This is a genomic window from Cobetia sp. PDI-12MA, from assembly GCF_059507695.1.
Map to the genome: position 1 here is coordinate 2,062,946 of NZ_CM183351.1, position 25,737 is coordinate 2,088,682.

Annotated in this window: 20 protein-coding genes and 1 pseudogene; 4 read left to right on the top strand and 17 right to left on the bottom strand. The window is 62.7% G+C overall.

Features of this window, described 5'->3' with window-relative positions; all coding sequences use genetic code 11:
• Nucleotides 1–66: 66 nt before the first annotated feature.
• From flhA to fliD, 17 genes and pseudogenes are all read right to left on the bottom strand, one after another.
• A complete protein-coding gene (gene flhA / locus AC5WNI_RS08880) occupies nt 67–2,163 on the bottom strand; it encodes a flagellar biosynthesis protein FlhA (protein ID WP_284726034.1) in 2,097 nt (698 codons plus the stop codon).
• A 172-nt stretch (nt 2,164–2,335) separates the two neighbouring features.
• The gene (gene flhB / locus AC5WNI_RS08885) at nt 2,336–3,676 is read right to left on the bottom strand and encodes a flagellar biosynthesis protein FlhB (RefSeq protein WP_288387957.1); all 1,341 of its coding nucleotides are present in this window, start codon (nt 3,674–3,676) and stop codon (nt 2,336–2,338) included.
• 235 nt (nt 3,677–3,911) lie between these two features.
• A complete protein-coding gene (gene cheZ / locus AC5WNI_RS08890) occupies nt 3,912–4,670 on the bottom strand; it encodes a protein phosphatase CheZ (RefSeq protein WP_284726228.1) in 759 nt (252 codons plus the stop codon).
• 129 nt (nt 4,671–4,799) lie between these two features.
• Nucleotides 4,800–5,189: a chemotaxis response regulator CheY gene (gene cheY, locus AC5WNI_RS08895; protein ID WP_131432094.1), complete on the bottom strand. Its 390-nt coding sequence runs from the start codon at nt 5,187–5,189 to the stop codon at nt 4,800–4,802.
• Nucleotides 5,190–5,356: 167 nt separating this feature from the next.
• On the bottom strand, nt 5,357–6,580 hold the full coding sequence (locus AC5WNI_RS08900) for a protein-glutamate methylesterase/protein-glutamine glutaminase (protein ID WP_284726227.1): 1,224 nt from the start codon (nt 6,578–6,580) through the stop codon (nt 5,357–5,359).
• Between the two features lie 176 nt (nt 6,581–6,756).
• Nucleotides 6,757–7,602, bottom strand: coding sequence for a CheR family methyltransferase (locus AC5WNI_RS08905; RefSeq protein WP_284726226.1), 846 nt, complete (start codon nt 7,600–7,602; stop codon nt 6,757–6,759).
• 137 nt (nt 7,603–7,739) lie between these two features.
• Nucleotides 7,740–9,470: pseudogene (locus AC5WNI_RS08910) on the bottom strand (methyl-accepting chemotaxis protein); the annotation flags it as partial.
• A gap of 279 nt (nt 9,471–9,749) precedes the next feature.
• Nucleotides 9,750–10,283 carry a chemotaxis protein CheW gene (locus AC5WNI_RS08915; RefSeq protein ID WP_378080065.1) on the bottom strand — a complete coding sequence of 178 codons (534 nt, stop codon included), beginning with the start codon at nt 10,281–10,283 and terminating at the stop codon, nt 9,750–9,752.
• Between the two features lie 81 nt (nt 10,284–10,364).
• Entirely contained in the window at nt 10,365–12,629 is a 2,265-nt protein-coding gene (gene cheA, locus AC5WNI_RS08920) for a chemotaxis protein CheA (protein ID WP_284726031.1), read from the bottom strand.
• Between the two features lie 82 nt (nt 12,630–12,711).
• Complete coding sequence (gene motB / locus AC5WNI_RS08925; RefSeq protein ID WP_284726030.1) at nt 12,712–13,686, bottom strand: flagellar motor protein MotB; 975 nt, start codon at nt 13,684–13,686, stop codon at nt 12,712–12,714.
• Nucleotides 13,687–13,832: 146 nt separating this feature from the next.
• On the bottom strand, nt 13,833–14,702 hold the full coding sequence (gene motA, locus AC5WNI_RS08930; RefSeq protein WP_284726029.1) for a flagellar motor stator protein MotA: 870 nt from the start codon (nt 14,700–14,702) through the stop codon (nt 13,833–13,835).
• Between the two features lie 271 nt (nt 14,703–14,973).
• On the bottom strand, nt 14,974–15,540 hold the full coding sequence (flhC, locus tag AC5WNI_RS08935; protein WP_495928347.1) for a flagellar transcriptional regulator FlhC: 567 nt from the start codon (nt 15,538–15,540) through the stop codon (nt 14,974–14,976).
• A complete protein-coding gene (gene flhD / locus AC5WNI_RS08940) occupies nt 15,537–15,869 on the bottom strand; it encodes a flagellar transcriptional regulator FlhD (RefSeq protein ID WP_166018115.1) in 333 nt (110 codons plus the stop codon). The genes flhC and flhD overlap by 4 nt, the downstream gene beginning before the upstream one ends.
• Nucleotides 15,870–16,796: 927 nt before the next feature.
• Entirely contained in the window at nt 16,797–18,338 is a 1,542-nt protein-coding gene (locus AC5WNI_RS08945; RefSeq protein ID WP_495928348.1) for a hypothetical protein, read from the bottom strand.
• A 454-nt stretch (nt 18,339–18,792) separates the two neighbouring features.
• Nucleotides 18,793–19,128 carry a flagellar protein FliT gene (locus tag AC5WNI_RS08950; protein WP_153635842.1) on the bottom strand — a complete coding sequence of 112 codons (336 nt, stop codon included), beginning with the start codon at nt 19,126–19,128 and terminating at the stop codon, nt 18,793–18,795.
• Between the two features lie 2 nt (nt 19,129–19,130).
• On the bottom strand, nt 19,131–19,532 hold the full coding sequence (fliS, locus tag AC5WNI_RS08955) for a flagellar export chaperone FliS (RefSeq protein ID WP_153635843.1): 402 nt from the start codon (nt 19,530–19,532) through the stop codon (nt 19,131–19,133).
• Nucleotides 19,533–19,713: 181 nt separating this feature from the next.
• A complete protein-coding gene (gene fliD, locus AC5WNI_RS08960; protein ID WP_495928349.1) occupies nt 19,714–21,171 on the bottom strand; it encodes a flagellar filament capping protein FliD in 1,458 nt (485 codons plus the stop codon).
• A gap of 175 nt (nt 21,172–21,346) precedes the next feature.
• Between fliD and rbsD the strand changes: the two genes are divergently transcribed.
• The 4 genes from rbsD (at nt 21,347) to rbsB (ending at nt 25,633) form a co-directional block, all read left to right on the top strand.
• Nucleotides 21,347–22,000 carry a D-ribose pyranase gene (gene rbsD, locus AC5WNI_RS08965; RefSeq protein ID WP_217485810.1) on the top strand — a complete coding sequence of 218 codons (654 nt, stop codon included), beginning with the start codon at nt 21,347–21,349 and terminating at the stop codon, nt 21,998–22,000.
• Entirely contained in the window at nt 22,000–23,631 is a 1,632-nt protein-coding gene (locus AC5WNI_RS08970) for a sugar ABC transporter ATP-binding protein (protein ID WP_153635846.1), read from the top strand. Before rbsD ends, AC5WNI_RS08970 begins: the two co-directional genes overlap by 1 nt.
• On the top strand, nt 23,631–24,608 hold the full coding sequence (gene rbsC / locus AC5WNI_RS08975; RefSeq protein ID WP_107334720.1) for a ribose ABC transporter permease: 978 nt from the start codon (nt 23,631–23,633) through the stop codon (nt 24,606–24,608). Before AC5WNI_RS08970 ends, rbsC begins: the two co-directional genes overlap by 1 nt.
• Before the next feature lie 122 nt (nt 24,609–24,730).
• On the top strand, nt 24,731–25,633 hold the full coding sequence (rbsB, locus tag AC5WNI_RS08980) for a ribose ABC transporter substrate-binding protein RbsB (RefSeq protein WP_175088817.1): 903 nt from the start codon (nt 24,731–24,733) through the stop codon (nt 25,631–25,633).
• The last annotated feature ends 104 nt before the right edge of the window (nt 25,634–25,737 follow it).

The following is a 25,737-nucleotide window of genomic DNA, read 5'->3' on the forward strand; positions in this document are numbered from 1 at the left end:
CTTCTCTGCCTTTGCGGCTTATTGTCGTCGTTCACTTGCTCAGTGGTGAGTCGCACCGCCCTGACGTCACGCCGCACGCCCCCCGATCATCTGGGTGACCCGCAGCTCGCGGTCATCGGGGATTTCTGCCTGGGACAGCACCGCCAGGCTCTTGAAGCGACGACGCAGGAAGCGCCCCACCAAGGGTCGCAGCGCATGCCCGACCACCAGTACGCTGGGCTCGCCATTGGCGTCCTGCGCGGCGACGGCATTCTCGGCATGCTGCATCAAGGTATCGGCAAGGCCGGGTTCCAGCGCATTGCCGCTGCTCAAGGCTTGCATCAGCACCTGCTCGAGCTGCGCCTCCAGACCGATCACGCGCAAGACGCGCTCGGCGCCGAACCAGTACTGGGTGATGGCACGCCCGAGGGCGACGCGCACCATGGCAGTCAGGTCGTTGGGGTCCTTGCTGTGCGGGGCATGCTCCGCAAGCGCCTCGAGGATGGTACGCATGTCGCGAATCGAGACCTCCTCATCCAGCAGGTTGTGCAGGATACGCTGCAGGGTGCCCTGACTGATCAAGGCCGGCACCACCTCCTCCACCAGGCCGCCATCCTGCGGGCCCAGCTTCTCGAGCAGCTTGCTGACCTCACTGCGCCCGAGCAACTGATCGGCATGGCGGGTCATCAGATGATTGAGGTGGGTCGTGATCACGGTCGGGGTATCGACCACCGTGTAGCCATAGACCTGGGCCTGCTCGCGGGTTTCCGGCTCGATCCAGGTGGCGGCCAGGCCGAAGGCCGGCTCGGTGGTGGCCACGCCCGGCAGCTTGCCGGACACCTTGCCCGGATTGATCGCCAGCCAGCGGCCCGGATAGGCCTCGCCCCGCCCGACCTCGGCACCCTTCAGGCTGATCACATACTGATTGGGCCCAAGCTCGAGGTTGTCGCGGATATGTATCACCGGCGGCAGGAACCCGATCTCCTGGGCGTACTTGCGACGCACTCCCTTGATGCGCGCCAGCAACTCACCGCCCTGGCGCATGTCGACCATAGCAATCAGGCGATGACCGACCTCCATCGCCAGCGGCTCCACCAGTCGCACATCATCCCAGCTGGCCTCGCTGACCTCCTGTACGGCCGCCGCAGGCGCGGGCGCCGCCTCTTCCTTCGCCTCGCTGCTGACCTCCTTCTCGCGCTGGGAGGCCCACCACCCCAGCCCCGCCAGCAGCAAGGTGAAGAGAATGAAGACCATGTTGGGCATGCCCGGTACCAGACCCAGCAGACCCATCACGCCAGCCGCCAACCACAGTACCTGCGAGCTCTTGAAAAGCTGGCCAATCATCTGCTGACCGACGTCTTCATTGGTATTGACCCGCGACACCATCACGCCTGCGGCGGTCGAGATGACCAGCGACGGAATCTGGGCCACCAGGCCATCGCCGATGGTCAGCAGCGTATAGGTGCGCGCCGCATCGGACATGCTCAGGTCGTGCTGCCCGACCCCGATGATCAGCCCGCCGATGATATTGACCACCATGATCACCAGCCCCGCCACCGCATCGCCACGCACGAACTTGCTGGCACCGTCCATCGAGCCGAAGAAATCGGATTCCTGCGACACTTCCCGGCGGCGCTCGCGCGCCTGGTCTTCGCCGATCAGGCCGGCGTTGAGATCGGCATCGATCGCCATCTGCTTGCCGGGCATGGCATCCAGCGTGAAGCGTGCGCCGACCTCGGCAATACGCCCGGCACCCTTGGTGATGACCATGAAGTTGATGATGACCAGAATCGAGAACACCACCAGACCGACGGCGAAGTTGCCGCCGACCAGAAACTGACCGAAGGCCTCGATGACCTTGCCCGCCGAGTCACCGCCGTTGTGACCTTCCAGCAGCACCACCCGCGTCGAGGCGACATTGAGCGACAGGCGCAGCAAGGTCGAGAACAGCAGCACCGCGGGGAAGGCCGAGAAATCCAGCGGCTTCTGCGCAAACATGCTGACCATCAGGATCATGATCGACAGCGCGATATTGAAGGTGAACAGCAGATCGAGAATGAAGGGCGCCAGCGGCAACACCATCATCGACAGGATCATCATGATCAGCAGCGGCCCGGCCAGCACCTTCAGCTGGCTGGAGGTGTTGAGCCCCACGCGGTCAAACAGTGTCAGCAAGGTATTCATGCAAGCGGCTCATCGATCGTGGAGGGCGTTGCGCGTGCTGCGCAGCGGCCCGGGCTTGGGGAGCAGAAATGGCGGTCGGTCATGGGGTTCGGTTGGCAGCATCAGCCAGCAGGACGGTTATCAAGTTCGGGCCTCAACTTCGATCATCCAAGTCGGTCATCAACTGCGGCCATCAACTTCCGACACGAGGATCCGTCGTCGCGCCATCGTCAGGCCCGGGCTTGGCGCTGGGTTGGAAGACCGCCCCGGCATCGGCGTCATCAGAATCATGATCAGAAGACATCGCGCCTGCGGCTGAAGCCTCAGCTTCGGCTGCCGGCTCCCCGTCATCACGCTCGGCGCCTGGCGGACCAGCCTCCTCAGCCGTCCCTTGAGCCTCCTCCGGCACCTGATACTCATCGGGAACGGACAGACCTGCCGGCAGACTCGGGCGCAGCCCACCCTGCTGGCGCGCCCGCTTGAGCCGCATCGCCCAGGCCAGCACCTCGGCGATCACCTGATAGAGCGCAATGGGAATTTCCTGCTCGAGATCGACATGGGTGTGCAGGGCACGCGCCAGGGGGGGCGCACTCAGCATCGGCACCCCGTTCGCCTCGCCCACTTCACGAATGCGCAGTGCCACCTCATCACGCCCCTTGGCCACCACCCGCGGTGCGCGCATGTCGCCCTCGTGATAGACCAGCGCCACCGAGTAGTGCGTCGGATTGTTGACGATGACATCGGCAGTGGGTACGGCGCTCATCATGCGCGCACGCGCCATGGCCTGTTGCTGCTGACGGATGCGCGCCTTGATCTGCGGGTCGCCATCCGTCTCCTTGTGCTCGCGCTTGATCTCCTCGAGACTCATGCGCAGCTTCTTGGCGTGACTCCACAGCTGATACGGCACATCCATCAGCGTCGGCACGATCAGCATCAATATCGCCAGCGCCGTACAGCGCGCCACGATCGCCAGCGCATCCGCCATGGCGTTGCCCAGCGGCATCATCATCAGTGCCATCAATTCCTGGCGCTGGGCATGCAGATACATCACCACCACGCCACCGACCAGTATCGACTTGGCGATGGTCTTGAGCAGCTCGGCCAGCGCCTGGGAGGACACCATCCTGCCCAGCCCCTTGACGGGATTGAGCTTGCCCAGCGACGGCGACAGCGACTTGGTGGAGAACATCCAGCCGCCCAGCAGCACCGGGCCGACCAGCGCCAGCACCATTAGCAGGGCGAACAACGGCAACAGTGCCAGCAAGGCCTCCTGGCCCAGCATCAAGGCATTGGCCAGCATCACGCGACTGTCGAGTGCCTGAGCGCGATCAAAGCCGAACGAGGCGCCCAGTACTCGCTCCAGGGTGTCGCCAAGCGGCCCGGCCAACAGCCACAGGCCTGCCGCACCTCCGCCCAGCAACAGAAAGGTCGCCAGCTCCCGCGAGCGGGGCACCTGCCCTTCCTCGCGGGCCTTCTGTATTCGGTGGGGCGTGGCCTCTTCTGTCTTGTCGTCGCTGCTCTGCTCGTCAGCCACCGGCTACTCCGCTTGCCTGGGATCGCATCTACCTGAACTGCCGAGGAGCATGACGCTCGCTCACACTGGCGCGTACGGCGAACGCATCATGCCGAGAATGGGCCTCATTGTGCCAAGCACGGCGGGGATCAAAGCGTGGAATAGCGCCCAAAAACGCCCTTGCCCGCCTCACGGGACGTGGGCGGGCAAGGGGATGAAGAACAAGGACCAGCAGGTGCCACTACCGGGAAGTCGGCTAGAAACCGAGGCTATCCAGCAAGTCATCGACCTCATCCTGACTGGCGACTACCCCCGGTGCATCGGCTCGCACCTGGGGGCCATTGAGCAAGGCACCAGACTGGGCATCCCCGGCACTGGATGCTGCCTGCTCATCCAGCGCCGAGGCTGAAAGCTCTGCTGCCGAAAGCCCCGCAGCGGTCGCCGTGGTGGCGGCCTGCCCAGAAAACGCCATCGCCGAACGTGCATGACCCTCCGGGACATTGTCGAGCAGCAACTGCAACAGCTGCATCTCGATCTGCTGGATGACATCCATCATGCGCTTGATCACCTGACCGGTAAGGTCCTGGAAATCCTGCGCCATCATGATCTCGAGCAATTCGCTGTTGGTGGCGCTGGTCTGATCAGGCACCACGGCCAGATAGGCACGCGTGTCGATCACCAATTCACGCGCCTGATCCAGGGCCACCGGCTCGGCAAACCAGGCGTCCCAGCGCCCGCTGAGCGACTTCGCCTCACTGGCCAGGGCATCCTGCAGCGGCTGGGCCCGCTCACAGGCATTGAGGGCACGATCTGCCGCCTGCTCCGTCTTGCTGGCCACATAATTGAGGCGATCACGAGCATCGGGGATCGCCTCGGCAGCACGTTCGATCTCCCGATCCAGCCCCAGCTCACGCATGTTGTCGCGCAGCATGCGCGTCAGCTGGCCGATACGCCGAATCAGGTCTTCGCTGCTATCCCCCGTTCTGGCGAGGTTGGCTGCCCCATCGCGCGCCATCACACCAGGATCTGCGCCCGAGGATGACTGGGGTTCAGATGATGATTCCAGATGACTCATGACACCCTCCTTGATGTGACCAACGACGCTGACCGCGCCAGCCTTGCCTGACCAGCGCGGCCCGATGGCTCAGAGGCCGTGTTTCTCGAAGACCTTGCCCAGCTTCTCTTCCAGCACCGCCGCCGTGAAGGGCTTGACCACATAGCCACTGGCACCGGCCTGGGCGGCGGCGATGATGTTTTCCTTCTTGGCCTCAGCGGTGACCATCAGCACCGGCAACGTGGCCGTGGCGGGATTGGCACGCACGCGCCTGAGCATCTCGAGCCCATCGAGGTTGGGCATGTTCCAGTCGGAGATCACCAGCTCGAAGCTGCCTTGATTCAGGAACTCCAGGGCCTGTTGCCCATCTTCGGCTTCCTCCACATTGGTGAAGCCGAGCTCCTTGAGCAGGTTGCGCACGATCCGACGCATGGTGGGAAAGTCGTCGACGACGAGGATTCGCAGGTTCTTGTCGGCCATCAGCGGTCGGGCTCTCTTCCAGAATCACATGAGGGAACGGCTGAAAATTACAGCCTTGTGAGGGGGTTATCGGCCACGAGCCGGCAGACTTTACCCTCTGCGCCCATCTTCTCCTTGCCGGCAACTCACACCCACTTAACCTCCACGCCCAGGCAGATCGAAGCGGTCTAGACGCGTTGCGAACGCCCGGCCAGCTGCACCTGGTGGAGCAGATGCCCACTGATGCGACTCAACGGCAATACGCTTTGCGCGGCCCCGAGCTCGACGGCTTCCCGCGGCATGCCATAGACCACGCAGCTTTGCTCATCCTGGGCGATGGTGTGGGCGCCGGCTTCGCGCATCTGCAACAACCCCCGTGCGCCGTCGCGCCCCATGCCGGTGAGGATCACGCCCACGGCGTTGCGACCGGCCACACGCGCCACGGAATCGAACAGCACATCCACCGATGGGCGGTGACGATTGACCGGCGGACGCTGATCGAGGGTGACCACATAGTTGGCCCCGCTGCGTGACAGCGTCAGGTGGGCGTCGCCAGGCGCGATATAGGCATGCCCCGGCAGGATGCGCTCACCGTGCGCAGCTTCCTTGACGGCGATACGACACAACCCATTGAGTCGCTCGGCGAACGAGCGCGTGAAGCCCGGCGGCATGTGCTGAGTCACCAGAATGGCCGGCGCATCCGCCGGCAACGACTGCAACACCGCGCGTATTGCCTCGGTCCCGCCGGTCGAGGCCCCCACCGCGATCAGCTTCTCGCTCGACAGCAATGGCCGGCGGCTGGCAGCAGCGGTCGCAGACGGACTGACCGTGTCCTGACTGACCGCACCCTGACTGACCGAAGCGGCGACTGACCTGTCTGCCAGACTGGACTGATATGGATTGGACTGAGGCAGGCTGGACTGAGCCGGATTGGATAGGGTCGAATTGAACAGAGCCGAGCCGGCCTGTGCACCGCCAGCAGATGGCAACGTCACGGCGCGACCCGCAGGCCGCACACGCGCCCGCGCGGCGGCGCGAATCTTGTCGGCAATCGTCTCGGCATACTCGAGCATGCCGCCACGTATTCCCAGGCGCGGTTTGGAGACGAAATCCACCGCACCCAACTCCAGCGCGCGCAGCGTGATTTCCCCGCCGCGCTCGGTCAGCGAAGACACCATCACCACCGGCATCGGCCGCAGGCGCATCAGGCGCTCGAGGAAGTCCAGCCCATCCATGCGCGGCATTTCCACATCCAGCGTCAGCACATCCGGCTCGTGACGCTTGATCAGGTCTCGCGCGACCAGCGGGTCCGGCGCGGTGGCCACGACCTGCATGTCAGGCTGGGCATTGATGATTTCGGCCATCAACTCACGGATCAGCGCGGAGTCATCGACACACAGCACACGAATGATGCGCCCCGTCCCGGCCTGGGGCGTGCCTGCGCCAGCAGCTGCACTTGAGTTCGAATCTGACCTTGAACCAGCATTTGACCTAGAGACCGAGCATGACGATGAAGCGGGGGTAGGCATCCAGACACTCCTGGAGAGTGGGTAAGGGAAAGGGAATCATCACCAGCCATCACGACGCATCACGCGCCCTCCGTCCGGCGGCGAGACAGGGTATAGACCGTCTGGCCGCGCAGCGTGAAGGCATCATTGAGCCATGAGAAATTCTCGGAATGACCGGCAAACAACAGTCCATCGGGCTTGAGCATCAGCGCGAAGCGGTCCAGCAGACGTGACTGGGTCTGCTTGTCGAAGTAGATCATCACGTTGCGACAGAAGATCACGTCAAAGCCGCTACCGAGGTCCCAGTGGCTATCCAGCAGATTCAGGTGGCGATAGCGCACCAGCTGCTTGATCTCCGGGCGCACCCTCACCTGCCCCTGGCGACTGCCGCTGCCACGCAGCATGAAGCGCTTGCAGCGTTGCTCACCCAGTTTGGCGATGCGCTCGAAGGGGTAGATGCCGAGTTCGGCTTCCCGCAGCGCATCCGTGTCGATATCGGTGGCGATCAGCTCGACCTGGTTCGCCGCGGCTCCCAACACCTCGCGCAGTACCATCGCGATGGAATAGGGCTCCTCCCCGGTCGAGGCGGCCGCACACCAGATACGCAGCGGCGCTCGCTGCCCCGTCGCCTGGCGCTGCAGGCGCTCGCGCAGGAAGTTCTCGAGCATGACGAAGTGATGGGGCTCGCGAAAGAATGCGGTCAGATTGGTGGTCAGCGCATTGATGAAGGCAGGCCACTCGTCGTGATCACTGCGACTCAGGCTGGCCTCCAGCATGGTCAGATAGTCATGGAAACGCGTCAGACCATGCACTCTGAGCCGGCGTGACAGACGGCTGTAGACCATCTCACGCTTGTGACGCGCCAAGACGATTCCGGCGCGCTGATAGATGAGGCGCGCGATGCGCTCGAAGTCGTCATCGGTCATCAACAGGTCCCGTCCGAGGGCATGGGAGGCCGGTGACGAGGTGGAGGAGATGCGTGGCGGCGTGAGTTCTGTCACCGTTGCGGGCCCTGTGAGCCACCAGGCACCTGCGCTCGAGTCGCGGCCTGAGCGTGCACAGAAGAAGACTGCTCGGCTGATGCATCCCCCGGCAGGCGCGCGGGAATCTGCTCCGGGCCTTCGCCGCCAAAGCGGAAGACGTTGACCGCATGCGACAGCCCCGCGACCGACCGCTCGAGATCCTGCGCCAGATGGGCGCTGCTCATCACACGTTGGGCGTTCTGCTGGGTGGCCTGGTCCATCTCGTTGATGGCGGTGTTGATCTGCTCGATGCCGCCACTCTGCTCACGCGAGGCCGAGGAGATCTCGGCGATCAGGTCATTGACCCGCGAGATGCCGGTCACGATCGCCTCCATGGTGCCGCGCGCCGCCTCGACCTGATCACCGCCATCGCTGATCTCCCGCTGGGTGGTGTCGATCAGGGTCTTGATCTCGCGCGCCGCCTCGGCACTGCGAGAGGCCAGATTGCGCACCTCACCGGCCACCACGGCAAAGCCGCAACCATGTTCGCCGGCGCGTGCGGCCTCCACCGAGGCGTTGAGGGCCAGCAGGTTGGTCTGGAAGGCGATCGAGTCGATCACCTTGATGATGTCGGCCATCTTTTCAGAGGTAGCGGTAATCCCCTGCATGCGCGCCACCACCGCCTGCATCGCCTCGCCACCTTCATTGGAGGAGCGCGTGGCCTGATCAGCCAGTTGCGAGACCTGGATGGCATTGTCGGCATTCTGGCGCACGGTGCCGGTCATCTGCTCCATGCTGGCCGCCGTCTCCTCAAGCGATGCCGCCTGCTGCTCGACCCGCGCCGAGAATTCCTGATTGCCGTGTGCCATGTCGCCAGCGGCAGGCCTGACCACATTGATGCCCGCATTGACCTCACTGACGATGCCGACCAGCGACTTGCGCATGCTGTCCAGTGCGCGTACCAGGCGTGCCATCTCATCATTGCCCGCCAGCGTCATCGACTGGGAAAGATTGCCCGCGGCGATCTGGCGCGCGAAATCCAGGGTGCTGCGCAGCGGCCGAACCAGACTGCGGTAGGTCAGCAGCGCCAACCACAGCGATGCCACGCCCACACCAGCGAAGGCGGCCCACAATGCCCACTGCAGACGCGCATGACTTGCCTCGAGCGCTTGTTGACGCTGCTCGAGCGTCGCCAGCTGCGCCGCGGGCAGCTCGGCGGCAAGTTGGGTCAGCACGGCACGCGCATGCGCCTGGCTATCGGCCAGCACCTCCAGCAGCTCGCTGCCCATCATGGCTCCGGCCACCAGCGGCAGTGCGGCCAGCAGCGCGATACGCGGCGCCATGCGCCACTGGGTGAGGCGCTTGAAGGCCCCCATGAGGCCAGCACGCACGATACGGCCCTTGATCAAGCGATAGTCGCGCTTGCCCTGCTTGAGGCCCACGTAGACCTCCTCGGCCTGGGCGATCTGCTCGCGACTGGCCTTGACGCGCACCGAGGCAAATCCCATCACCTCGCCCTGCTCGATCAGCGGCGTCACACAGGCGTCGACCCAGTAATAGTCGCCATTCTCGCGTCGATTCTTGACCAGTCCCTGCCAGCTCTCGCCTTGCTTGAGCGTCGACCAAAGATTCTCGAAGGCGGCTTCTGGCATGTCGGGGTGGCGCACCAGATTGTGCGGTGCACCGATCAAGGCATCACGCGTGAAGCCACTGACCTCGATGAAGACAGAGTTGGCGTAGGTGATGCGTCCCTTGAGATCGGTACGCGAGATCAGGTAGTCATGCTCACCAATGGGGTATTCCTTTGCCGTCACCGGCTGATTGTTTCGCATTGCCCTTGCTTAGCCTCGTACTCGTCACAGCGTGATCGTCATTGACCCGGCGAGACCACTGACCGGCAGCATGACCGTCATTGCCCGGTACAGCCGCCCACGACCTTGTGGTGCACACCTTATCGGCCGCTGTCGGCAGTTCTTGAACGCAGAACGCCGCTGACCAGCAGGCCAGCGGCGCTCGAGACGAAACAGGTGAAAATGTTCGCGAGATCAGGCGACGCACACCACAGGCAACATGCCTCGCATTGCGTCTGATTCATGCCGCGAGACAGCAGGTCATGCCGGCTGCGCCGCGGGCTCCATCAGTGCCATTTCATCGCTGGTCATCATGTGCTCGATATCCATGATCAGCAGCATGTGATCATTGACGGTCGCCAGCCCCGCCAGGAAGTCACTGTTCATGCGCGCACCGAATTCCGGCGGCGGCAGCACCTGATCGGCCGCGAGGCTGATCACATCGGAGACGCCATCGACGACGATGCCGACCACGCGCTCACCGATATTGATCACGATCACCACCGTCTGCGCCGTGTATTCGGCCTGGCCCAGTTGAAACTTCAGCCGCAGATCGACGATCGGCACGATGACGCCACGCAGATTGGTCACGCCCTTGATGAAGGCCGGTGCATTGGCGATGCGCGTGACGTTCTCGTAGCCGCGAATCTCCTGCACCTTGAGGATATCCACGGCGTAGTGCTCCTCGCCGAGGCTGAATACCAGGTATTCGCCGCCGTCACTGGTCTTGGAGGCGTGGTCCTGCGCCAGGCCGACATTGGACGTCTGCGCCGCGGCAACTTGAGTGTGAGACATGCTCATCTCCTGTCTGTGATGGGGTAACGCTTCGCGCCGAGGCGCAAGGGGCGAGGATGCGGCCGGTGAATGGCGACCGCCTCAGCTGACAATGGCGTCCTGGGGCATGGCGGACTCAGTGACGCCCTCTGCCTGCCTCTGCACCGCTGGCATCTGGTTGGCGAGGCGATGCAGGTCCGAGACATCCAGAATCAGCGATACCCGCCCATCGCCCAGGATCGTCGCCGAAGAGACGCCCGGCACCTTGCGATAATTCCTTTCGAGATTCTTGACCACCACCTGCTGCTGACCGATCAGCTCATCCACCAGCAAGGCGTAGTGGCGCCCCTTACCCTGCACCACCACCACGATGCCCTGCTCGGGCTGCGTCTGGGCACCGGGTACCGCGAACACCTCATGCAAAGCGACCAGACTCAGGTATTCATCTCGCACCTTCAGCAGGCGATCATTGCCGACCATGCTGAACAGCATGTCGGCCTGCGGCTGCAATGATTCCACCACCACCGACAGCGGCAGGATGTAGATTTCCTCGCCGACGCGAATGGCCATGCCCTCGAGAATCGCCAGCGTCAGCGGCAGCACGATACGCGTGGTGGTGCCCTGCCCGGTCACGGAGGCAAGCTCCACCTGCCCGCCCAGCGCCTGGATGTTGCGCTTGACCACATCCATGCCGACTCCACGTCCGGAGACGTCACTGACCTGCTCGGCCGTCGAGAAGCCGGGAGCGAAGATCAGCTGCCAGACCTCGTCGTCACTCATGCCATCACTGACCGCCAGGCCGTTGCTGCGCGCCTTGGCCAGAATGCGCACACGATCAAGTCCAGCGCCGTCATCCATTACCTCGATGACGATATTGCCGCCCTGATGGCGGGCAGACAGCGTCAGGGTACCGTGGGCGCTCTTGCCGCTCGCCTCACGCTCGCTGGGCGATTCGATGCCATGGTCGAGGCTGTTGCGCACCAGATGGGTCAGCGGATCGATGATCCGCTCGATCAGGCTCTTGTCCAACTCGGTGTCATGCCCCTGACTGACCAGCTCGACCTGCTTGCCCAGCCGCGAGGCAAGGTCGCGAATCAGCCGCGGAAACCGAGAGAACACGTAGTCCATCGGCATCATGCGCACCGACATCACCGCTTCCTGCAGATCTCGTGCATTGCGCTGCAGCTGACTGATGCCACTGACCAGCGCCGCCTGATCCGGCGGTGTGGTCGCCGATGCCGTCTGCTCTAGCATCGACTGGGTGATGATCAGCTCACCGACCAGGTTGATGATGGTATCGACCTTGTCGACGCCGACGCGGATTGAGCCCTGCTCGGTGGGTGCACCTGTGGCGCGCCGCCCCGATTGACTGCGTCGCTCGCCACTCGCCTGGGCAGCGGCAGATGGCCCTTCCGCGCCAGCGGGGGACGACTCTTCCATGCCAGCGGAAGAGACATCTGCCGAAGAGCCCGCGTCGACTGTCGCTTCAGCGGGTGCTGTCTGATCGGCAAGATCGCTTGCCGCATCGGCAGACATGTCATCTGCGACTCCCTCGGCCTGCTCTGTGACCAGCGCTTCAGACAGCGCTTCAGCCTGCCCATCAGCGACGCCACCAACTGTGTCTCCCACTACCCCATCACCCCCTGCTGGTGAAGCAGGTGTCGCGGGCCCGATCAGAATCTGCTCCGGTTCGATGACGAAGCACAGCACCGCTTCGATATCCTCTGCGCTGACCGTGGTACTCACGATGACGCGACATACCTGCTCATCACCGCTGCTGGAGATGATCTCACCGAGGTTGGCCAGTTCTTCGATCAGCAGTTCACGCTCGCGGTCGGCGACGAACATCAGAGTGACCGAAAGCAACGGCACACTTGCCTCGACGCCGGCCTGTGACTCGACCGTAGGTGGCATTTCCACATCGACGACGGGTCCAGACGCTTCGCCTGGCGGTACTGGTGCGCTCAGGGCATCCATCATCGACGACTCCTCGCCCAGCTGCTTGAGCACCGCGACGATATGCGCGTAGGCCTCAGGGTCGGGGGACTGGGCATTGCGATAGGCCGCCAACTGGTCGTCGAGCATGTCCTTTGTCTCCAGAAAGCGATCGATATGCTGAATGCTCAACCGCAACTCGCCACGGCGGGCACGGTCCAGCAGGTTCTCGAGGTGATGGGTGGTGTCCTGCAAGACCGTGAAGCCGAAGGTCGCGGCGCCGCCCTTGATGGAGTGGGCCGCACGAAAGATGGCGTTGAGCTGCTCGGCATCCGGCGCCTCGACATCCAGCGCCAGCAGCAGGCGCTCCATCTCGGCCAGCAGCTCCTGCGCCTCCTCGAAGAAGGTGTCGTAAAACTCACTGATATCCATGCATGTTCTCGCTGGCTGTCATTGCGCTATCACACGGGAAGCGGCGCCACTTAAGTTCTGACATGAGGCGCCTTGAGCGCACTCAGCTGTCCAGCCCGGAGGCGACGGGGCTGTCGGTGACAGGACTGCCAGCGACGTGATTCGTCACGCGTACCGGGCTTGCCAGCTGCTCGAGACGCTCGCGCAGGCTGTTGATGTCCTCGGCGGGCCGGGGATTGACGCCGTTGCTGTCGGTGATATCGCGATAGGCCGACTGGCTGAGTACCATCAGGCTGATGCGACGATTGATGGCGGCCTCGGGGTTCTGGCTGTCGAGGCTGATGCGCGAGCCCATGCCGACCACGCGCACGATGCGCTCATAGGGCAGACCACTGTTGCCGAGCACACGGCGGGCGGCATTGGCGCGATCGGTGGAGAGCTCCCAGTTGCCGTAGCCGCCTTCACCGACGAAGGGACGATTGTCGGTATGCCCGGTGATGCTCAGATGATTGGGCAGTCGCTTGAGAATCGGCGCCAGCAAGCCAAGCAGCTGCGACAGTTGTGGCGAGGGTTGCTTGCTGCCCAACGCGAACATCGGGTGCTGGTCGCTATCGGTGATCTGGATGCGCAGGCCTTCGGAGGTCAGCTCGATCTGCAGCTGCTCGCGCAGTTCGGCCAGGTCCGCATCATCGGCCATGCGCTGCGTCATGGTGGCGCCGATCTCGTCGCGAATGGCGGCCATGCGGGAATCATCGGCCAGCGCCTGGCGCTGCAGGCGTTGCAGATCAGCGCCCTTCTCGCCCTGGGTCTGCTCGGCCATGAAGCCGCCACCGGGAATGGCACTGCTGGAGGCCGAATTGCGATCACCCCCCAGCAGCGAGACTTCCAGCGGTGCACCGAAGTAGTCGGAGATTTCCCGCAGGTCGTCATCCGAGGCATTCGAGATCACCCACATCACCAGGAAGAAGGCCATCATCGCGGTCATGAAGTCGGCGTAGGCGATCTTCCAGCCACCGCCGTGATGCCCTTTGACGATACGCGGCCGCTTGATGACGATGGGTCTGCGCTCTTCACTCATCGAGACCTCCGAGCTTCAGTCCAGAGACACCCACTGCCTCGACCATGACAGCCAGCGACACCTGTGCCACTGACACGCAGGTGACGGACGCGCTTGCGAGTGACGCACTTGCGAGAGACGCACTTGCGAGAGACAGCAACGCCATATCAGCCCGCACCCTTGTTCTTGATCTCGCGCACATGCTCTTCCAGCTCGTTGAAGCTGGGACGCTCGGCGGTGAACAACGCCTTGCGGCCGAATTCCACCGCGACCTGCGGAGCGTAGCCATTGAGCGAGCCGATCAGGATGACGCGGATGCACTGCATCATCTTCACGGCTTCATGCACCTCGTGCTGGATCTTGTTGGCGACCGGCGTGACGAAGCCATAGGCCAGCAGGATGCCGAGGAAGGTGCCGACCATGGCATTGGCGATCAACACGCCCAGCTGGGCGGCGCCCTGGTCTGCCGAGGCCAGCGCATGCACCACCCCCATCACGGCGGCGACGATCCCGAAGGCCGGCAGACCATCGGCCACCGCCGAGAGGGAATGCACCGGAATCTCGGTCTCGTGCTTGAAGGTCTCGATCTCGTGCTCCATCAGCGACTCGAGCTCGAAGGGGTCCATGTTGCCGCTGACCATCAGGCGCAGGTAGTCGGTGATGAAATTCATCAGAATGGGGTCGGAGAGCAGGCGAGGATACTCGGCGAACAAGGCGCTTTCCTGCGGGTTGTCGATGTCCTGCTCGATCGCCAGCATGCCCTGCTGACGGGCACGCGACAGCAGCAGATACAGCAGTCCGATGACTTCCATGTACAGGGACTTGTTGTAGCCACGCGTGCGCTTCAACTTCGAGAATGCCTTGCCGGTGGCCTTGATGGCCTTGCCGTTATTGCCGGCCAGAAAGGCGCCGACGGCAGAGCCACAGATGATGAGCAATTCCGCTGGCTGCAACAGCACCGCCAGGTGCCCGCCCACCATCAGATACCCGCCCAGGGTGGACCCGATGACCACTAGATAGCCTATGAACAACAACACAATAACCCCCTTGGCATTCGGTCAACGTCGCTTGAATCTGACTATCGGCGTCACTGAGCATGTCTTTAGGATCACGGCGGAATATTCGTTGAGGCCGCCGCTGTAGCAAGGGCCGTTGTTGAAACAGTCATGGTCGAAACAGTCGGCATCGAGACAGGCGAGCGATCAATGGTGCACAACGCAAGAAGGCTTGCCCGGGATGGGCAAGCCTTCTGGTCTTTGCACGTTCGCCTGGCGCAATCTCAGCGCCTTCACTGACACGAGACAGCTATCAGCCGAGACTGGCGACGGCTGCCGACTGCTCCAATGCCAGTTCTTCACGGGCCTTGCGGCGGGCTGCCGTCTTGCCGGCACGCGATGGCGGCTGACAGATGCCACACACGTAATCATGTGATGGCGTATGGGCGTGCACCACGAAATGGCCGCTGCAGGTCTTGCAGCTGGCCACTTCCAGCAGATCACTTTCGAAAAAGCGCACCAGTGTCCAGGCGCGCGTCAGCGCCAGCACCGGCTCATCTTCGCCGACATGCTCCAGATAGAAGCGATAGGCCTTGACGAAGGCATTCATGCGCGACGCGCCCTGCGCCTTTAGTCGACGATAGAAACCGTGGAACAGCGATGCATGCAGATTGGGCTGCCAGGTCATGAACCAGTCGGTGGAAAACGGCAGCATGCCCTTGGGCGGCGAGACGCCCCGAACTTCCTTGTACAGCTTGACCAGACGCGCGCGGCTGATCTCCGTTTCCGTCTCGAGCACCTGCAGGCGGGCACCCAGTTCGATCAACTCTACTGCCAACTGCAGCTGCTGCAGTTCATCGACGAGACTTTTCTGGCTCATCCGCTGACTCCCCCCTGCCGGAGTCCAGCGTCGTTCTGGCGCGCGTTCAGCAACATGGCAGTGTGCATCGCACTGAAATCCTGGTCGCGCCCGCCCTGCAAGACTCCCTTGAGTTGTGAGGCATCATCCAATGCCAGCTCGCACAACAGTTGATTGCAGGACGATAACGACACCAGCTGACTGACACTCATGCCAGACAAAAGATCCGCCATCTCTTGATCGAGACCCAGGCGTACCAGCGCCATTTCCGTATCTTCGACCAACAAGCGCTGCACAAGCAGAAGATACGACAGATTGACACTCTGTATATCATTGAGCAGTGAGGACATCATGATTCCCTGAGTGGTCTGATCGTCCCGAGCTACCGCCAACCCTGGCGCTCGACCGTCATTCCTTATGGCTTTGATGTGATGAAACGCAATACTCACGGCGCCGGACCAGTGGCGCCATGCGGGGCAGTGACTTCATGACCAGATGAGCCACCCACATTAAGATGGCGATTCTAATACTTAATCACGTAATGGACCAGACTCTTCATCAACATTTTTTTACATACCGCTACGCTATATGCACAAAAACTGCATCAAGCCGCCGAAATGGCAGCAAGGTGTGTCAGAAAAGCTCTCAATCTTGTCTTCAAGACGACTTGCATAATCACGATGCACCAGATTTGTCATACAAAGCAATAGCAAGCGGATAGTGCGCACAGTGTGTGGCATTTTCGTGAAAGGCAGCCCTGCCTCTTACCCGACACCGAGGGCATACCTTGTACAATATCGAGCAATGGCCCCGAACGGGCCGGCAACAGGCAGCAAGCTATCCCTGCGTAAAAGCGAGAGATAATGAAATGGCAGCACTTGACCAAGACGGGCCAACTGCTATTTCAACGCAATGAGAGACCCCACCAGCGACTCACCGAAATGGGCTTCTCTCGCCGCTTGAACAGAATAAAAACACAGGATATGAGGGTCATGACACAAACAACATGCAGGATCGAGCCGCATCTCCATGTTGACTCTCGGCGGAGTTACAATACTGCCTCCACGCAAGCAGTGCGCCTGAGTGACGATTTATTTAAATTTTATAAATAAATTATATTTCTCGATATCATGGACTAAGGCGTGACGCCTGAAATGTCATTTCATACCCCCATAGTCATCATGCTGGGGCATGCCAAAAAAACATTCGCCAAGGCTCAATGAGCAAGAATCGTACAAGGATGAACATCATCCTGCAGGGCAGGACATTCGAGGATTTCACTCGGAAGGCGTCTTCCGTGAGCGATGCCTCTCTGCCCATAGCTCGGCGATCTTGACGACGACCTGCATCAAGGCTGTAGGCAATTCCTTGCGTGCCGGCAGGCCGGTGGCCAGCATTTCGACCAGCTCGGGCATTTCATGCACGCTCAGACCCAGCGCCCTGGCCCGCTGCTGGATGCGCTGCCCCAGCCTCTCACCCTGGGTATGCATGAAATCCATCGCTTGCTCTGCTGTGGCCCGGGGGGCATCGACAGGAGTGTCATCAGAAGGCGCGGGCGAGTCATGATCACGCACTGAATCGATGGGACGCACGTGCACCCTGGGCGCCATCCCGGCCAGACCTTGCGCGAGCACATGCTGCATCTCGCGCAAGGCGGCTTCATGATCGCCAACGTTGCTGGAAGGTTGCGTCAGTCGCTCGATCTCGACCACCAATGCCACAGGCGCAGCGAGCTGATACCAGGTCAGGTTCAGTGCGAGCGTTGCCCGCGCGGCAGTATCACCGCTCTCACTGCTCTTGCTCTCCTCACCACCCTCACTTTCCGCACTACCGGACGCTGGCGCCTGCCCTTCGCCCTGTTCTGCATTGTCCTTCGCGGCAAGGTTTTCCTGCTCGGAAGTCACCTGTGGCTTGCGATCGCTGCTCTCCTCGTCATCGCTGCCGCCTGCAACCAATGTCAGCAACATCTTCCACTGTTGAGCCTCGCCGTGATCACTGCGGCGGCTGTCGGGTGTGGCGTCATGCGCAGACATGGGCGTCACGGCCAATGGCGCTGTACGTCGCTCCTCCTCATCCCGCGAGCGATGCCGATAAGGCGGCCCCGGGAAATAGAGACTGAAGAAGACATGCAGGCCGGGCATCAACAAGCCCTGCCAATTGAAGGGCTGACCCAGAATCAACAACAGCTGTTGCTGCACCAGCCCGCTGGCGATCGCATCCGAACGAGACACTTCAGAGGCGGCAGGTTGAGCGACGCCCAATTGCATGTTGTCGCGATAGGCACCCAGCGCACTGGCTTCATGGGCGCTGACGCCCTGTCGGGCCACGTCCACACTACCTGGCGGCAACAGCATGTCACTGCGCGGCCGTGCCATGCCTGCGCGCGCCTCACGGCGCAGCTCTTCTCGCATGTCTCGCATGCGCCAGACAAAGGCGTCCTCGCGCGTCTCTTCCCAGGGGGTGAAGCGCGCCTCCGCAAGCACCGGCCATTGCCGCCAGGCCAACAGAGCCTCCAACCTGGCATTGGCAAGCTGAGGGTGCCCGGCGAGGTCAGCCAAACCCAGGCGATTGTCGACCCAGGCGAGCAGGTCCGCCTCGTAGAAGAGCCCGCTCTGGTGCATCTGCTGGCTCAAGGCCGCCGACAGGCTCAGAAGCGATGCGTTGGGCAGCGCAATGGGGGCCAGAAAGCCGGGCAAGGGATGGCCGCTGGCAAGTAGAGAAGCTAGCGTCTGCCCTTCCGGCAGCGCCAACCCGACCCGCGCAGAGGCTGAGCCGCTGGCTACCAGCTGCGACAGGGCGTCGAGCAAACGCGATATCATCTGAGTCTGCGTCGTCAGTTCGACGGAAGCACCAGACGATGCAAGAGAAGAGGAAGATGACGCGGGGACGCCGATTGGAGAAGTGGAAGCTTGCGAGGCTGACAGCAATGCTGCGCTGGCATTCGATGACGAAGACGCAGGCCTTGCGCCTGCTCCTGTGCCTGTCTGGAAAAGCTGTTGGGTGCCATCCTGACCCCTGCTGCCCTTGCCATCTTCCGCCCCCAGCCCTTGACGCGACTGGAGAGCGGAGGTCGGGAAGACGACACCGGCGTCCGCCGGCGGCGGGCGTTGTGCCGCCCTGCCCAACACCTGATGGAGCAGACTATCGATCAAGGGATTGATGCCGCTCATGTCGTGCAGTCCTCATTGCCCAAGTGGGACGTCTGGGAGCTATGCGCGCAGCCTCGGCGACCCGGCCCTGATCGCAGCTTCCTCGGGCTTTTCTGTGCTGGCTTCAGCTGCCCTGGCCATAGCTGCGGGCCAGCTTGCGGCGCGTACTCACGTCCCCGAGCACTTCCTGCAACTGGCTCTGACGCGCCTTGAGCTGGACGGTCAGCTCTGACTCCAGCGTAGTCAGCGTGCGCAGGCGTTGTTCCAGCGCCCTGCGCGTCTCGGCGTTGCCACCTCGCGGCATGCGCAGCTGCTGCATCTTCTCGATATAGCTGGCCTGCCCGCCGAGTACCGCGGGCCAGTCACCCAGGCGCGCTGAGCGCAGCATGGCATTCATCTGCTCCAACAGCTCATCGCATTGCTGGAAGGTGTCATCGGCGAGCATTGCATTGCTGTCCATGGTCAGCCCATTCCCTTGTCGTGTACGGCAATCTGACGCCAGGCGTCTCCCAGCTCGTTGAGCAGGCGACGTGCCTCGTCGAGCTTTTCTAGGTCGTTGCCCAGATTGGCCTGCATGATCAGGCGCGCGATGTAGTCATACATGCGATCGAGATTGGTCGCGACCTCGTTGCCCTGCTCATGATCCAGGCAGGCACGCAGGCCTTCGGTGACGATGCTGGTCGCCTTGGCCAGCGACTGCCCCTTGGCGGCCACGTCGCCGGCCTCCATCTGCAGACGCGCCGCCGCCAGCGCGCGGTCTGCTCCTTCGAACAACATCACGATCAACTGGTGCGGGCTGGCGGAAAGCACACCGGATTCCACGCCGACACGGGCATAGGCATTGGCGCCACGATAGCGACTCATGGTGATTGGGTTCCCTTGTTCATGACGTTTGTCAGTATCTCTGTCAGATGTGGAGCCGTCGGCGGCACGTGGCCTCGACTGCGGGCATGGCCGGACTCATCGAATCTCGCAGGCGCATGGCGGATGGTCCGGGCCTGGGCCCAGTGGCCAAAGACCAATGTCTCAGGGCATCAGCCGCCGATCAGCCCGTCATGTCCCAGCTGTTTTCCAGCGTTTCCAGCTGACTGGTCAGGTAATCACTGGTGGATGTCAGGTTGGCCACCAGAATGTCGAGTTCCGTGAACTGCTCACGATAGCGCTCGATGGTGGCCTCGATGGTGTCTTCGGTCTGCTCATACTGGCTGGCGAGACTCTCCAGCGACCCTTCGATGCCTTCCTTAGTGCTTTCCAGCGTGCCATCTTCCCCGACCACCTCTTCCAGCAGACTGGACATCTGGCTGGCGAAACCACTGGTACCCGCCTTATCATCGGAGATGAAGAATCCCGACATCGCCGCCAGCTGCTCACTGTCGGCGGCCTCGATCACGGCGCTGTCGAATTCGAGCTTGCCATCGTTGGTACGGCTCACTCCCAGCGAGGAGAGCGCATAGACATCGCCCTCACTGGTGAAATTCAGCGCCGAGGTCAGGCGGCTCTCGATGGTGCGCAGCGTCGAGTCCCCCAGCAGTTCCCCCGCGGTCCCTTCATCGGCATTGAAGGCGGTGTAATTGTCGATGGTGTCCTGAAGATCGTTGTAGGCATTGACGAAGGTCTCCATCGCCTTGCTCACCGACTCGGCGTTCTCCTTGACGGTGACCACGCTCGCAGTCGTATTGGTCTCGCTCAGCGTCAGGGTCAAACCATCCACGGCATCATCGATGACATTGGAGGTGGCTTGCATGCTGATGCCGTTGACGCTGAATTCGGCATTGCGCGCCGCGACGACTTGCTCCATCCCGCTGGCGGCCGGGTCACTGCTTGTCGCGTCATAGCTCGCCGGGTCATGGCTGAGCAGGCTCTCGAGCTCTGCCACCTCGCCGCTGGTCGCGAGGCTCATCACCGCCTCGTTGCCCGTCTCATCCGAGGTCATCACCAGGCGATACGGCGTGTCGGAGCCATCATTGACGATCGAGGCCGTGACCCCGAGGCCCGCCTCATTGATGGCATCACGAATGCCTTCCAGGGTGTTGTTGCTCTCGTCGATGACGATGCTGGCGCTGCGCTCGGCATCCGCCGCATAGCTGCCGTCAGTGGCCAGCGTGCCCAATGACAGCGTCAGCGTGGTCGCGGTGCCATCACCGATGGCCTCATCGCGGCTCGCCTGCCCCGCCGTCGCCAGACTCTGCGCCTGTGCCAGCTGGGTGACAGCCACCGAATAACTGCCCGCACTCACTTCCGAAGTTGCCGTGGCACTGACGCCCGAGCCACTGGCGGTGGTCGTCATGCCGGCATAGGTCTCGGCATCGGCCAGCGCCGCGGCAGCGGTATCCAGGGATTCCAGGCGACTTTGAATCGTGCCCCAGGCCGACAACTCGGCTTCGTAACTTGCCTGCTGGTTCTCGATCGGCGTGAGCTTCTGACGCTCTGCCGTCTCCAGATCCGTCAGCAGACTGTTGAGGTCGAGCCCAGAGCCAATCCCCAGCGATGAAATCGTCGCCATATGCACCTCTCGATAGGGTGAAGGTATTTTCACATGCCCGCTGAGCCGCCATCAGGCGAAAAAGCACGCATACCGGGCGTATTTGTCTGTCTGAGTGTTGGGGCTATCGGCACGGGCCTGGTGAACTTGAGGGCTTTCTTGTTCAGATGTTCTCTTGTGTGAGCGCCGTCTTTTCATGGTCACCCGCTTCTTTCGATTCCCCTCTTTTTGGATCGCCTTCTCTTTTAAGCTCACCTTCCGAGCGCACCCCGCACTAGACCTCAGACTACAGAAAGGTAGTCACCCTACAGCGCCTACGACGTATCGCTTACCGCACCGCAAACGTTTGCGGTTCATAATTGGCGCCATTGTGAACCAGCGGATTCAGATACTGGATCGACTCATTCCTGCTTTACCCAAGGACTGCGACGTGAAACGACACGGCATCTTGAACGGACCTCTCAGTGGCCACCTCGCCCGTCTCGGCCATACCCACACCGTGGTGATCGCCGACGCAGGCCTGCCGATTCCCGAGGGCGTGCCCTGTGTCGACCTCGCGGTGGTTCCCGGCCTGCCCGCCATGCTGCCGGTACTGGACGCCCTGCTGGCCGAGCTGTGCATCGAGGCCACGACCCTGGCCGAGGAGCTGCCGGTCAAGAGCCCCTCCTTCCATGACGCCATCGTCGAACGTCTGGATACACTGGATCGTCTGTCACTCACGCCGATCGCTCGCCAGCAACTCAGTCATGAAGCCTTCAAGGCGGCGCTACCCGAGGCGAGCGTCATCGTGCGCACGGGCGAGTGCACGCCGTACGCCAACGTGATCCTGCACTGTGGGGTGCCCTTCTGATGCAGAGCCATGCACAACCGAGAGTGCTGATGGCGCTCAAGGGCATCGACAAGGGCTTCTCAGGGGTCAGCGTGCTCAAGGGTGTCGATCTGACCCTACGCGCGGGGCGCGTGCATGCGCTGGCCGGTGAGAATGGCGCGGGCAAGTCGACTCTGATGAAGATTCTCTCCGGCGTCTATCGCTATGACGCCGGCACGCTGTGGCTGCGTGACGAGGAAGTGGTCTTCACCACTCCACGTCAGGCGATGGACAGCCGCATCGCCATCATCCACCAGGAACTCAATCTGGTGCCGGGCCTGTCCGCCGGCGAGAACATCTTCCTCGGCCGTGAGCCACGCACCACGCTGGGCACCGTCGACTGGAAGCGTCTGCATCGCGATGCCCGCCAGCTGCTCGACCGCCTGCGTCAATCGCTGGATTCCCGCACCGCCGTCAGCGAGCTGAGCATCGGTCAGCAGCAGATGGTCGAGATCGCGCGTGCGCTGTCGCTGGACGCCGAGATCATCATCATGGACGAGCCCACCGATGCGCTGACCGACATCGAGACCGAGATTCTCGCCGAGGTCGTGGCCGAACTGCGCGCCGAGGGCCGCTCGCTGGTCCTGATCACCCACCGCCTGAACGAGATCTTCAGCATGTGCGATGAAGTCGCCGTGCTGCGCGATGGCCAGATGATCCACCAGGGCCCGACGGCGGAACTGGATGAGGATGGCCTGATTCGCCTGATGGTCGGCCGCGAGCTGGCCGAGCGCTACCCTTATACGCCCGCCACCCCTGATGGCGAAGCGATGCTCGAGGTCGAGGATCTCGAGGCGCCGGGCGTCAAGGGCATCAGCTTCTCGGCCCGTCGTGGGGAAGTGCTCGGCTTTGGCGGCCTGATGGGCGCCGGGCGTACCGAACTGGCCCGCGCCCTGTGTGGCGATACCCGTATCAGCGCCGGCAGCGTGAAGCTGCATGGCCAGCCGGTGCGCTTCGCCTCGCCGGCCGAGGCATTGGCCGCGGGTCTGGTGTATGTGCCGGAAGACCGCAAGCAGGCGGGCCTGATTCTCCCTCACTCGGTGGCCAGCAACATGTCGTTGAGCGCCCTGCCCAGCTTCTGTGGCGCGTTCGGGCGTATTCGCCATGGCGAGGAAGCCGCCGCCGTCGAAAGCTTCGTCAAGAGCATGCAGATCAAGGTCAGCAATACCGACCAGCCGGTCGATACACTGTCCGGCGGCAACCAGCAGAAGGTGTCGCTGGCCAAGGCATTGATGCCGGCGCCGGAGCTGGTGATTCTCGATGAACCGACCCGTGGCGTGGATGTCGGCGCCAAGCGCGAGATCTACCTGCTGATCAACGAGCTCAAGCGCCAGGGCAAGTGCGTACTGCTGATCTCCTCGGAGATGCCCGAACTGCTCGGCCTGGCCGATCGCATTCTGGTGGTCGCCGACGGGCGCATCTCCGGCGAGTTCAGCCGAGAGAACGCGACCCAGGAAGCGATCATGACCGCGGCCTCCGGCCTTGAGAGCCCCCTCAGCAGTGGCAACGACGCCGCGAACGGCACGTCAACGTCCAGCGCTGCATCACGCGGCGCCACCCGCCCGTCTTCTACCCCCGATTCCTCCGCTTCCCGCCACGAGATGCCGAACTGATGTCTACTCCTTCTTCCTCTGCCGCCAGCGGCCGCCGCCTCGACGTCATGCGTCTGCTGGTCGACAACAAGGCGCTGATCGCGCTGGCCCTGTTGATCGCCGTGAGTGCCGGCCTGTCCGACAACTTCCTGTCTTCCGACAACCTGCTCAACGTGCTCCGTCAGACCAGCATCAATGCCATCATCGCCATGGGCGTGACCTTCGTCATTCTCACTGCGGGCATCGATCTGTCCGTTGGCGCGGTACTGGCGCTGACCGGCGCCTTCGCGGCCTCGATGACCGCCGCCGGCCTCTCCCCCTGGCTGAGCGTGCCGGGCACCATCATCGCCGGTGCCGGCCTGGGCGCCATTTCCGGCCTGTTCGTCGCCTTCGGTCGCATCCAGGCCTTCATCGTCACGCTGGTGGCGATGACGGTGCTGCGCGGTGCCACGCTCGTCTACACCGATGGCCGTCCGGTCTCCATCGGCGTCAGCGAAGCCGCGGACAGTTTCTGGAATCTGGGCGGCGGTTACTGGCTCGGCGTGCCGATTCCGATCTACATGATGTTCTTCGTCTACGTGCTGTGCTGGGGCGTGCTGCATCACACCCGCTTCGGACGCCACGTCTATGCGGTCGGGGGTGGTGAGAAGGTCGCGCGCCTGTCCGGCATCAACGTCAATCGCATCAAGATCAGCGTCTATGCCATCGCGGGTGCCTTCGCGGCACTGGCCGGTGCCATACTCGCCGCTCGCCTGGGTTCGGCACAGCCGAATGCCGGCACCGGTTACGAGCTGGACGCCATCGCGGCAGTCGTCATCGGCGGCACCAGCCTGATGGGTGGCCGCGGGCGCATCTTCGGCACCTTGATCGGGGCACTGGTGATCGGCGTGCTGAACAATGCGCTGAACATCATGGGCGTCTCCAGCTACTACCAGATGATCGCCAAGGGCGCTGTCATACTGCTTGCGGTACTGATCGACAGCCGTGCGCAGAAATAGAAGCGCAAGTTCGTAAGACACGACACGATTTCATTCCCTGCAGCATCGAAGACCCTCGCCCCCGTGCGCCAACCACGGGGGCCCTCCAGCGGGTCACCGACAACAATGAAAGGACCATCGCCATGAAGAAGAACGGAAAACTGCTCACCTCCACGCTGACCACCGCCATCACTGCCGCAGGCCTGAGCTTGATGCCGGTGCAATCCGCCATGGCCGACAAGATCGCGCTGGTGGTCTCGACGCTGAACAACCCGTTCTTCGTCAGCCTCCAGCAGGGCGCCAAGGACAAGGCCGAGGAATTGGGCCACGAGCTGATCGTGCTGGATTCCGGTGATGACGCCGCGCGTGAGCTGTCCAACGTCGAGGATGCTCTGTCCCGCGGTGTCGATCTGCTGCTGATCAACCCGACCGACTCCGATGCCGTGGTCTCCAGCGTGCGCACCGCCAATGGCCGTGATGTGCCGGTGGTGACACTGGATCGCAGCGCCAACGGCGGTCGGGTCGCGGCGCACGTCGCCTCCGACAACGTCGCCGGTGGTGAACTGGCGGGCAATTTCATCGCCGAAAAGCTCGCAGGCAAGGGTGAGATCGTGCAGCTGGAAGGTGTCGCCGGCGCCTCGGCCACGCGCGATCGCGGTGAAGGCTTCATGAAGGCCATCGACGGCCAGTCAGGCCTAAGCCTGGTGGCCACTCAGCCGGCCAACTTCAACCGCACCCAGGGGCTGAACGTGATGGAGAACCTGCTGCAGGCGCACCCGGGCGTGAATGCCGTCTTTGCCCAGAACGATGAGATGGCGCTCGGCGCACAGCGTGCCCTGCAGGCCGCCGGCAAGGACATTCTGCTGGTCGGCTTCGATGGTACCGACGAAGGCATCAAGGCCGTGCAGGCCGGCAAGATGGACGCCACCGTCGCCCAGCAACCGGCACTGATCGGTAGCCTCGGCGTCGATACCGCCGACAAGCTGCTCAAGGATGAAGACGTCGAGAAGACCATTTCCGTGCCACTCAAGCTGATCACCGAATAAGCGACCGCACGGCTCGCACCCTCTTCATCGCAAGATAGGACGCCGGCCACTGGCCGGCGTTTTTCCGTCTTTCCTTCAATGGCGTGTATTGCTTGCCTCGCAGG

What these genes read in the sequence shown, in the direction of transcription:
- fliS (WP_153635843.1), bottom strand. Translation starts at nt 19,532, where the DNA reads ATGAGTCGCTATCGTGGCGCCAATGCCTATGCCCGTGTCGGCGTGGAA.
- rbsD (WP_217485810.1), top strand. Translation starts at nt 21,347, where the DNA reads ATGGTCACCCGCTTCTTTCGATTCCCCTCTTTTTGGATCGCCTTCTCT.
- AC5WNI_RS08915 (WP_378080065.1), bottom strand. Translation starts at nt 10,283, where the DNA reads ATGTCTCACACTCAAGTTGCCGCGGCGCAGACGTCCAATGTCGGCCTG.
- rbsC (WP_107334720.1), top strand. Translation starts at nt 23,631, where the DNA reads ATGTCTACTCCTTCTTCCTCTGCCGCCAGCGGCCGCCGCCTCGACGTC.
- AC5WNI_RS08950 (WP_153635842.1), bottom strand. Translation starts at nt 19,128, where the DNA reads ATGGACAGCAATGCAATGCTCGCCGATGACACCTTCCAGCAATGCGAT.
- flhD (WP_166018115.1), bottom strand. Translation starts at nt 15,869, where the DNA reads ATGTCCTCACTGCTCAATGATATACAGAGTGTCAATCTGTCGTATCTT.
- flhC (WP_495928347.1), bottom strand. Translation starts at nt 15,540, where the DNA reads ATGAGCCAGAAAAGTCTCGTCGATGAACTGCAGCAGCTGCAGTTGGCA.
- rbsB (WP_175088817.1), top strand. Translation starts at nt 24,731, where the DNA reads ATGAAGAAGAACGGAAAACTGCTCACCTCCACGCTGACCACCGCCATC.
- AC5WNI_RS08970 (WP_153635846.1), top strand. Translation starts at nt 22,000, where the DNA reads ATGCAGAGCCATGCACAACCGAGAGTGCTGATGGCGCTCAAGGGCATC.
- AC5WNI_RS08945 (WP_495928348.1), bottom strand. Translation starts at nt 18,338, where the DNA reads ATGATATCGCGTTTGCTCGACGCCCTGTCGCAGCTGGTAGCCAGCGGC.
- cheZ (WP_284726228.1), bottom strand. Translation starts at nt 4,670, where the DNA reads ATGGCGCGCGATGGGGCAGCCAACCTCGCCAGAACGGGGGATAGCAGC.
- motB (WP_284726030.1), bottom strand. Translation starts at nt 13,686, where the DNA reads ATGAGTGAAGAGCGCAGACCCATCGTCATCAAGCGGCCGCGTATCGTC.
- cheA (WP_284726031.1), bottom strand. Translation starts at nt 12,629, where the DNA reads ATGGATATCAGTGAGTTTTACGACACCTTCTTCGAGGAGGCGCAGGAG.
- flhA (WP_284726034.1), bottom strand. Translation starts at nt 2,163, where the DNA reads ATGAATACCTTGCTGACACTGTTTGACCGCGTGGGGCTCAACACCTCC.
- cheY (WP_131432094.1), bottom strand. Translation starts at nt 5,189, where the DNA reads ATGGCCGACAAGAACCTGCGAATCCTCGTCGTCGACGACTTTCCCACC.
- AC5WNI_RS08905 (WP_284726226.1), bottom strand. Translation starts at nt 7,602, where the DNA reads ATGACCGATGACGACTTCGAGCGCATCGCGCGCCTCATCTATCAGCGC.
- fliD (WP_495928349.1), bottom strand. Translation starts at nt 21,171, where the DNA reads ATGGCGACGATTTCATCGCTGGGGATTGGCTCTGGGCTCGACCTCAAC.